The organism is Paenibacillus caseinilyticus, from assembly GCF_027533645.1.
GTDB classification, from domain to species: domain Bacteria; phylum Bacillota; class Bacilli; order Paenibacillales; family NBRC-103111; genus Paenibacillus_G; species Paenibacillus_G caseinilyticus.
Map to the genome: position 1 here is coordinate 1 of NZ_JAQAGY010000044.1, position 8490 is coordinate 8490.

At 54.5% G+C, this 8490-nt stretch carries 7 protein-coding genes and 13 tRNA genes; 17 read left to right on the forward strand and 3 right to left on the reverse strand.

What is annotated here, in order from left to right; all coding sequences use genetic code 11:
* Window positions 1–41 precede the first annotated feature (41 nt).
* The 14 genes from O9H32_RS32585 to O9H32_RS32650 all read left to right on the forward strand — a co-directional run bounded on the left by O9H32_RS32585 (window position 42) and on the right by O9H32_RS32650 (window position 1997).
* Window positions 42–118: transfer RNA gene (locus O9H32_RS32585), tRNA-Met, on the forward strand.
* A 13-nt stretch (window positions 119–131) separates the two neighbouring features.
* A tRNA-Asp gene (locus O9H32_RS32590) sits at window positions 132–208 on the forward strand.
* A 46-nt stretch (window positions 209–254) separates the two neighbouring features.
* Window positions 255–330: transfer RNA gene (locus O9H32_RS32595), tRNA-Phe, on the forward strand.
* 5 nt (window positions 331–335) lie between these two features.
* A tRNA-Thr gene (locus O9H32_RS32600) sits at window positions 336–411 on the forward strand.
* 13 nt (window positions 412–424) lie between these two features.
* Window positions 425–509 (forward strand) — tRNA-Tyr (locus tag O9H32_RS32605).
* A 6-nt stretch (window positions 510–515) separates the two neighbouring features.
* Window positions 516–589, forward strand: a tRNA-Trp gene (locus O9H32_RS32610).
* 18 nt (window positions 590–607) lie between these two features.
* Window positions 608–683: transfer RNA gene (locus tag O9H32_RS32615), tRNA-His, on the forward strand.
* A gap of 25 nt (window positions 684–708) precedes the next feature.
* Window positions 709–780, forward strand: a tRNA-Gln gene (locus O9H32_RS32620).
* 9 nt (window positions 781–789) lie between these two features.
* A tRNA-Gly gene (locus tag O9H32_RS32625) sits at window positions 790–864 on the forward strand.
* A gap of 12 nt (window positions 865–876) precedes the next feature.
* A tRNA-Cys gene (locus O9H32_RS32630) sits at window positions 877–950 on the forward strand.
* A 10-nt stretch (window positions 951–960) separates the two neighbouring features.
* A tRNA-Leu gene (locus O9H32_RS32635) sits at window positions 961–1049 on the forward strand.
* Between the two features lie 19 nt (window positions 1050–1068).
* Window positions 1069–1145 (forward strand) — tRNA-Arg (locus tag O9H32_RS32640).
* Window positions 1146–1148: 3 nt separating this feature from the next.
* A tRNA-Leu gene (locus tag O9H32_RS32645) sits at window positions 1149–1228 on the forward strand.
* Window positions 1229–1370: 142 nt separating this feature from the next.
* Window positions 1371–1997 (forward strand): SGNH/GDSL hydrolase family protein, encoded by a 627-nt coding sequence (locus O9H32_RS32650; protein ID WP_269870234.1) that lies wholly within the window; start codon window positions 1371–1373, stop codon window positions 1995–1997.
* Between the two features lie 287 nt (window positions 1998–2284).
* Here O9H32_RS32650 and O9H32_RS32980 read toward each other — a convergent pair whose 3' ends face one another.
* From O9H32_RS32980 to glpX, 3 genes are all read right to left on the reverse strand, one after another.
* Window positions 2285–2515, reverse strand: a complete 231-nt coding sequence (locus tag O9H32_RS32980; protein ID WP_406627444.1) for a polysaccharide deacetylase family protein — start codon at window positions 2513–2515, stop codon at window positions 2285–2287.
* 606 nt (window positions 2516–3121) lie between these two features.
* Window positions 3122–3940, reverse strand: a complete 819-nt coding sequence (locus O9H32_RS32655; protein WP_269870235.1) for a sulfite exporter TauE/SafE family protein — start codon at window positions 3938–3940, stop codon at window positions 3122–3124.
* A gap of 113 nt (window positions 3941–4053) precedes the next feature.
* Window positions 4054–5049, reverse strand: coding sequence for a class II fructose-bisphosphatase (glpX, locus tag O9H32_RS32660; RefSeq protein WP_269870236.1), 996 nt, complete (start codon window positions 5047–5049; stop codon window positions 4054–4056).
* 254 nt (window positions 5050–5303) lie between these two features.
* Between glpX and O9H32_RS32665 the strand changes: the two genes are divergently transcribed.
* The 3 genes from O9H32_RS32665 to O9H32_RS32675 all read left to right on the forward strand — a co-directional run bounded on the left by O9H32_RS32665 (window position 5304) and on the right by O9H32_RS32675 (window position 8307).
* Window positions 5304–5930: a helix-turn-helix transcriptional regulator gene (locus O9H32_RS32665; RefSeq protein ID WP_269870237.1), complete on the forward strand. Its 627-nt coding sequence runs from the start codon at window positions 5304–5306 to the stop codon at window positions 5928–5930.
* A 25-nt stretch (window positions 5931–5955) separates the two neighbouring features.
* Entirely contained in the window at window positions 5956–6765 is an 810-nt protein-coding gene (locus O9H32_RS32670; protein ID WP_269870238.1) for a pyruvate, water dikinase regulatory protein, read from the forward strand.
* A gap of 309 nt (window positions 6766–7074) precedes the next feature.
* The gene (locus O9H32_RS32675) at window positions 7075–8307 is read left to right on the forward strand and encodes a molybdopterin-dependent oxidoreductase (RefSeq protein WP_269870239.1); all 1233 of its coding nucleotides are present in this window, start codon (window positions 7075–7077) and stop codon (window positions 8305–8307) included.
* The last annotated feature ends 183 nt before the right edge of the window (window positions 8308–8490 follow it).

Sequence of the window (8490 nt, forward strand, 5' to 3'; positions counted from 1 at the left end):
CGGTTCGATCCCGTCAGCCTCCACCATAATTGATTTACTGACGCGGGGTGGAGCAGCCCGGTAGCTCGTCGGGCTCATAACCCGAAGGCCGCAGGTTCAAATCCTGCCCCCGCAACCAATTTTGTTAGTGTGGAGCCGTGGTGTAGAGGCCTAACATGCCTGCCTGTCACGCAGGAGACCGCGGGTTCGAATCCCGTCGGCTCCGCCATTTACTTTTGAGTGAAGTTAAGGTAGAATATTAGTAAGATTTAGAAGGCTCGGTAGCTCAGTCGGTAGAGCAGAGGACTGAAAATCCTCGTGTCGGCGGTTCGATTCCGTCCCGAGCCACCATTTATGCCGCTGTAGCTCAACTGGTAGAGCAACTGACTTGTAATCAGTAGGTTGGGGGTTCAAGTCCTCTCGGCGGCACCATGTAATTTCATATGGAGGCTTAGTGAAGTGGCTAAACACGGCAGACTGTAAATCTGCTCTCATCGAGTTCGGTGGTTCGAATCCATCAGCCTCCACCATATTTTAGGGGCATAGTTTAAAGGTAGAACAAAGGTCTCCAAAACCTTTGGTGTGGGTTCGATTCCTGCTGCCCCTGCCAATTCAACTTAATAACATGGCGGTCGTGGCGAAGTGGTTAACGCATCGGTTTGTGGATCCGACATTCGAGGGTTCAATTCCCTTCGATCGCCCCATTTTTGTAACAAAAAATTAGAGCATTGGGGATTAGCCAAGCGGTAAGGCAACGGACTTTGACTCCGTCATGCCTAGGTTCGAATCCTAGATCCCCAGTTTTATTATGCGGAAGTGGCTCAGCGGTAGAGCATCGCCTTGCCAAGGCGAGGGTCGCGGGTTCGATTCCCGTCTTCCGCTCCATTAATTTACTGAGGCGCCATAGCCAAGTGGTAAGGCAGAGCTCTGCAAAAGCTTTACCCCCAGTTCGAGTCTGGGTGGCGCCTCCATTCTTTATTCGCCGGAGTGGCGGAATCGGCAGACGCACAGGACTTAAAATCCTGCGGTGGGTGACCACCGTACCAGTTCAAGTCTGGTCTTCGGCACCACTCCACATTTTCATAATATGTGCCCTTAGCTCAGCTGGATAGAGCGTTTGACTACGAATCAAAAGGTCAGGAGTTCGAATCTCTTAGGGCACGCCACTAGCCGGTATGGCGGAATTGGCAGACGCGCGCGACTCAAAATCGTGAGGGAAACCGTGTGGGTTCGAGTCCCTCTACCGGCATCACAAAAAAGCTTAGAAAACTTATGTTTTCTAAGCCTTTTTGTTTATTTTGTGGATATACAAAAAAGCCCGGTTTTAGTATCTTTATCATCAAGGTTGGTTGCCGGATTTTACTACAAGTAAATAGGGAGGAAGACCAAAGATGACGAAGATCGAAGATGGAGCCGTAGTACTTTTTCAAGGTGACAGTATTACCGACTGTGGAAGGAACCGGTCCAACAGTCATGATCTCGGGGTAGGTTATGCCTTGATGGCCGCAGCGCGGTTTGGACATTTGTATCCACAGAAGGACGTTCGGTTTCTCAACAGAGGAATCGGAGGCGATCGGGTAATAGATCTGCAGAATCGGTGGCAGTCGGATTGCATTGACCTTAAGCCTACTTGGGTTTCGATCTACATAGGAATTAATGACACTTGGCGTAGATATGATCGAAATGATCCTACTTCTACCGAAGAGTTTGCCGAACGTTACAGGCAGTTGATCATTCGGACGAAGGAAGAGTTGAATGCCAAAATCATTGTGATCGAACCTTTCGTCTTGCCTGTGCCGGAAGACCGTACCGCATGGAGGGAAGATCTCGATCCCAAAATTCAGGCTGTTCGGGAGCTGGCCAGAGAATATCAAACCCTATATATTCCTCTGGATGGTTTGTTCGCTGCAGCTAGTGCTCAAACGCCGCCAGCTTACTGGGCCCCGGATGGAGTCCATCCCTCTCCTGCTGGCCATGCACTTATCGCTGATGCTTGGTTGCGTGCGGTACAAGCATAGAAGAAAGTTGGAATGCGTGCCCACCGGGAATACAATACACAGAGAGGTGCAGTGAAGTGCAGGAGGAGGATGGGGTGGGAATAACCGGAAAAGTGAATTTAGCATTTTGAAATCCGGTAGAGGCAAACTAGAACTTTGATATTGGGGAACCCCTGTGAAGGGGTTCCTTTTTAGATTCTGCATTCAACCGGATGGTTGTACTGTTGACTACGTGAAGACCATGTTCTGCGGCCCATAGCAGTTGGCTTTCGGTGATCTCATTGTACGGCGGGCGGAGTAATGTAGACTTATAGCCTACGAGTTTTCCTATTGTCAGCTCTGTATCCTGTACTTGAGAGCATAAAACGTTCGTCAGTTAATTTGGGAAACAAGGTATGCCGGTGTATGAATGAGTGCCGATGAAAGGGCCCCCTCACCATACGTTGGATCAGATCAGGGTATTGGACAGCCTGGGGGCCCAACACAAAGAAGGTGGCTCTAATGTGTGCTGCTGCAAGAGCATCAAGGAGTTGAGAAATATATCGGTTATCCGGAGCGCCATCGACGGTTAGAGGCGACTTTTTTGGAAGAAGCAAGACAGGCCCTTAAGCAGCAGTAGGGCAGGGGATTTGCGAACAAACTGAGAGAGGTTTACCTTTTTTCCTGCACTGGGAGGTTTCCTTGGAAGGCTTGGGAGATGAGGCGGAATTATTAGGTTTGGCGATGTTTTATAGGTGTGGGGTTGAGGGAGATGCGGTTGGGGATTGGATTGTTGCAGATGACGGTGAAGGCTCTGTCTTCGTGCGAAGGGAAGCTTCCGAGGGTTGCAAGAGAGCCGGAGGAAGAGTGACCGTAGGTGCTACCCTGGAATCCGATACATTGAAGGCTCGAGGTACTTCCCCGGGGGAGCCGTTTTAGGTGCAGATGTTATCAATGGAGGAGTAGTGGAATTCGCAGCAGGTGGAGTGCAAGAGCATAAGGCCATTATACCGATACAGACCCCTATCCAGACTGCAGGTCGCTTGATGTTCACCATATGCCCCTTCCTACCTTGGCTTCCGCTATATCTTAGTTTGCTTTGGAAGAAGGGGAAATATCCGGACGCAAAGGCCGACCTGCAGTTGAGGACAGTCAGATAGAAGGGCTTAAGAGGAAGTGAGACCTTCCCAGATCATCCGTAGCGAAACGATTACAAAAGTGATTCGCAGTATCCACATCAGCTTCTGGCTGCTGAGACGGCTGGTGATGAGCGCCCCCAGCCAGCCGCCGATAATAGCCGTAGGGGCCAAGCCCGCAACCATCCATAGGTCCACCTCGCCCAGCCCCAAATGGGTAGCGCTGCCCATGATCGAAGAGAGAAGAATCACGAACATGGACGTGGCTGTGGCCACATGAGGCGGATAGCGGAAAAGCAGGACCATGGCAGGGACGAACAACGACCCGCCTCCGATTCCGAATAATCCGGAGATAAAGCCTACGGCGAGTCCGATGCCCAGAGCGGGTAGAATACTGTAACCGTAATGGAAAGTCTGGCCCTTACCGTCTGTGTAGGTCCGCTTGATAGCCCAATCTACAGGAAGAGGTTTCAATCGATCCCGGAGAATGAGCAAAATCGCCATGAGCAGCATGAAAATACCGAAGCTGAGCTGAAAGGATTTGGCGTCTACAAACTGTGTCGTATAAGAACCAAGCATAGCTCCAGGTCCACAGGTCAGAAAGTAAATCCAGCCGCTTTTGAAGTCGACGCGCTGCTGTTTCATGAAGGTGAGGGTGGAAGAGAACGCTGTGAAGATCAGAACGGCCAGGGAGGTACCGACGGCCGTAGCAACGGTTATCGGCTCCCCTACAAAATAAGGGCCCAAGTAGACCAAAGCCGGTACAATAATAATACCGCCGCCGAGCCCCACGAGACTGCCGAATGTGGCAGAGAGGAGGCCGACTGCGGTATAAAAGAGAATACTCATCGCTGCCGCCCGCTTTCCTAAGAATATCTGTTGAACTACAATAGGCTTATTGTAGCTTAGGAAACAGTCGAGGGCAAACGGCAATAGTCTTCGGGAGTTTGCAGTGGGGAATTCTATGGAAGCGAGATCACAGCCGCGCTTATCTCTGGGCTGACGATGGATTTGTTCGGCAGGTAATGATTGGATTGAATGAAGCGGATGGTGCGAGTCTTGGCACGCATCACGATGGAGTGTGTCTCGGCCCGGTTGCCTGGCAGATAACGGACACCATGGAGGATCTCGCCGGGTGTAATGCCAGTAGCCGCAAAAATCACATCGTCCGTACCTACCATATCGTCCATGGAAAGAATTCGATGCGGGTCTGTGAGACCCATGGCGATGCAGCGGTTCTCCTCTTCCTGCGAGGAGGGCCGCAGCCTGCCGAGCAGCTCGCCGCCAAGGCAGCGGAGTGCCGCCGCAGCAATCACGCCTTCGGGAGCGCCGCCGGAGCCCACATAGAGGTCGATGCCCGAATCGGCCATAGCAGGCGCCATGGCGCCGGCAACGTCCCCGTCGCTGAGAAGCTTGATCCGCACGCCGACCCGTCGCAAAATCTCGATCTGTTCACGGTGTCGATCCCGGTCGAGGATCATCACGGTCAGATTGCTGAGCGGCTTGCCCAGAAGGCCGGCCGCTTTGTTCAGCGTAGTCTCGAGCGGATCCTCCAGCCGCAGATGTCCGGCAAGCGCAGGGCCTACGGCCAGCTTATCCATATACATGTCGGGCGCGTGCAGCAGGTTGCCCTTGCCTGCGATCGCGAGAACGGCGAGGGCGTTGTGCAGTCCCTTGGCCACAAGCTCCGTCCCTTCCAAGGGGTCGACGGCCACATCGACTTCAGGTCCAGTACCGTTGCCAACCTGCTCCCCGATGTAGAGCATAGGCGCTTCATCCATCTCGCCTTCTCCGATAACGACGGTACCGCGGATCGATACCGTGTCGAACATCGCACGCATCGCGGTTGTCGCGGCTCCATCCGCCCCGTGCTTGTCTCCCCGTCCCATCCAGCCGGCTGCCGATAAAGCGGCTAATTCCGTAATGCGTACGAACTCCAGTGCCAGTTCTCTCTCCATCTCGGATCCCACCTTCCATCCAATATGTGGTCTTTTACTCTTAAATAGAGTATAATAAATAAATAAATAATGTGCAACAAATAATCGAAAACCAGCGAATATGTTGTTTATATTAAGGTTTTTAATACTTCGATAAGGATGTTCTATCAGAAGATAGCGCTTTTTGGTACAATCGTTACAGAAAGCCGCAAAGGATCGCCGATGCCGCTGAAGATCGTAAGGAGGGACCGGTCATCGAACTGACTGCGCGCCAATTGCAAATCGTAGAACTCGTGAAAAAACATGCGCCGATTACAGGCGAAGGTATAGCGGAAATGCTGGGACTCAGCCGACCGACTCTGCGTTCGGATCTGGCTCTGCTCGTAATGCTGGGGCTGGTGGATGCTAAGCCCAAAGTCGGATACACTCCGGGCTCGGCCGTATCGTCGGGTTCGCAGGCCGGACGCAGGCTGCTGGGGCTCAAGGTGAGCGAGGTTCAGGCCATGCCGGTCATTGTCCGCGAAACCGCATCTGTCAATGATGCGGTCGTGACGCTGTTTCTAGAGAATGTGGGAAGTCTGATCGTTGTGGATGATGATGGCTGTATGTCGGGAGTCATCTCACGCAAAGACCTGTTGAAAGTCACACTCGGCAATCCGGGTGCCGCTACCATGCCGGTATCGATGGCCATGACCAGGGGGGCGAATGTGGTTCATGTCTCCCCAGAGGATTCGGTGATCGATGCGGCCCGCAAAATGATCCACCATCAGGTGGATTCGCTGCCGGTCGTCGTGCCTTCGAAAGCCGAAGCTCTCCATGGAAGGCCGAGATGGGATGTGGTCGGTCGGATGACCAAGACGATCATGACCCAAATTCTGCTCGACCTGGTAGTAGACCGTTAGGGATCAGTAAAGGAGAAGAAACCGGATGAAGGAAGAGCAGCTGTATGAGATCACGATCTGTTCGGATGCGCTGGGGGAGACGGCGGAAGCGGTCGTGCGCGCCACGATGCGCCAATTCGACGCGCACCAGGTCCGCACCAAGCGGATCGGCCACATCAAGACGGAGGATGAAATCCGCACGATCATGGAAGAGGCGGCCAGCCGCGGTGGTTTCGTAGCTTACACGCTCGTTCAGCCGGAACTGCGGGAGATGATGAAGGAAGAAGCGATCCGGCTCGGGGTACGGGCGGTAGATGTTATGGGGCCGATGATGGAGGCCTTCATCGATACATGGGGCGATGCGCCGAAGCGCACACCGGGTCTGCTCCATCAGCTCGACGAAGACTATTTCCGCCGGGTGGAAGCTGTGGAGTTCGCCGTGAAATGCGACGACGGCCGCGATACGGGAGCACTGCTTAAAGCGCAGCTGGTGCTCATAGGCGTGTCGCGGACATCGAAGACGCCGCTGAGTATTTTTTTGGCCCACAAGGGGATTAAGGTATCGAATCTGCCTCTGGTGCCGGAAGTGAAGCTTCCGAAGGAGCTGTTCTTGATGCCGAGCTCGCGGGTGGTCGGGCTGACGATGGATGCCGAGAAATTGTACAAGATCCGTACGGAGCGCTTAAAGGCGGTCGGACTTCCATTCGGAGCCAAATATGCGGCGCTCGACCGCATCCAGGAAGAGCTGCAGTATGCGGAATCCTTGATGAAGCAGGTTGGCTGTCTGGTCGTGAATGTCACGGACCGGGCGATCGAGGAAACGGCGGGGTTGATTATGGATTATTTGAACAAGTAATCGGTAATGGAAGCTTTACATAGAATATGGACGAATAGAGAAGAGGAGGGGGTTGAGCCGGACGGTTCAGGCCCCTTGTTCTTATAACGGTCTATCGTGATTGCTCAAAGAGCAGGCGCCAACGCCGGAATGTTCTGACAGTGCAGTGTGATCCGCCGGGGCACGGCCGCCATATCACAGAGTAACGAACCGATGGGCGATATCTACTCATCCTGCGGAAAGGCGGGGATGTACCATGAAACCTTGGAAAGCATGGCTGGGGGGCGTGACATACGGCAAGCGGCTGATCCAGCTTCACCGGTGGAACGCTTGGCTCACAGCAGTGCTTGCCGTTACGGGCATACTGCTCTTCATGAGCCGCTGCGTGAACTGGGGCAGGGGAGGGTCCTGCTTAAGGATGCCCACGTCTGGCTGGGCCTCTTATCCATGCTGGTCCTGCTGCTGTATCTCCCCCTGCTGCGCAAGCATTGGCGGCAGCTCTCGCAGCGGCCCTTGCAGCGCTGGAATCTCGGCGGCGTGCTCTTCCTGCTCGCCGGCTGGAGCATCACCGGCGTGCTGCTGTGGCAGCTGAGGCGCCTGGATCCGGCGTGGGGCAATGCGGCGCTCCTGCTGCACGACGGGTTCACATGGGTAGGCGTGCCTTATGCCGTCTACCACTCGATCTCCCGAAGCCGCTGGGTGAAAGCGGCGAAGAGCCAGAGGCCGCCGGTGCAGGGGCAGCCCGGCGAGGCAGCGCCTGCACCGGCGGCCGACGGTCTGCATGCTGCCTCCGAGAGCGAGGCACGCCGTTTCGTGAGGCGTCTGCAGGAGGCGCCGATCTCACGGGCGGCCTTCCTGCGGATCGGCGCAGGGCTGCTGCTCGTGCTTGGGCTAGGTCCGGCATTCTACCGGTGGCTGAAGCAGTCCGCAGACAGCGGGGGGACGGCGCTGGAGAGCTTGGCCGAGTCGGACGGCAACCGCATGCTTCCCGAACCGGTACCGCTGCCGGCTTCTAATCCTCCGGTCGGCGGAGGCAGCCAGGGGAGGTTCCGGGTGTACACGGTGACGCCGATCCCTTCCTTTGACAGCAAGGATTGGCAGTTTGCTCTGACGGGGCTGGTCGAGAAGGAGCAGCTGTGGGACTGGGACACTTTCAATACATTGAAGCGGGTGGTGCAGGTGAGCGATTTTCACTGCATTACGGGCTGGTCGGTGTATCAAGTGACATGGGAGGGGATCCCGCTCCGCGAGCTTATGGATCTGGCCGGCATGAAGGACACGGCGAAGTTCGTCAAGCTGTATTCCGGCGATGGGGTCTATACGGACTGCCTCTCGCTCGAGCAGGCCCGGCTGGATGATGTCATGGTTGCCGTTCTCATGGACGGCAAGCCGATTCCCCAGCAGCTCGGCGGTCCGGTACGTCTGGTCGTACCCCGGATGTACGCGTACAAGTCCGTGAAGTGGCTGCAGGCCATTGAGTTGGTGGAGAAGGAGCATACCGGGTACTGGGAGCTTCGGGGATATGAACAGAATGCGTGGGTGAAGGGGGGCGGGCTGTCATAGACAGCACCGGCCCTTTGTTCATATATAAGAATGTATTCATATATAAGAATGTATATCTCGTCACTAGCGTTGCATAAACTTAACCCTATTAAAAAGACGGAATATTCAGAATTAAGTTTTCGGCTCTTACTGCCAAAAGGACTAGATCTCCTCAAGGGTAGCTCTGTCCAATTGGTAAATTAT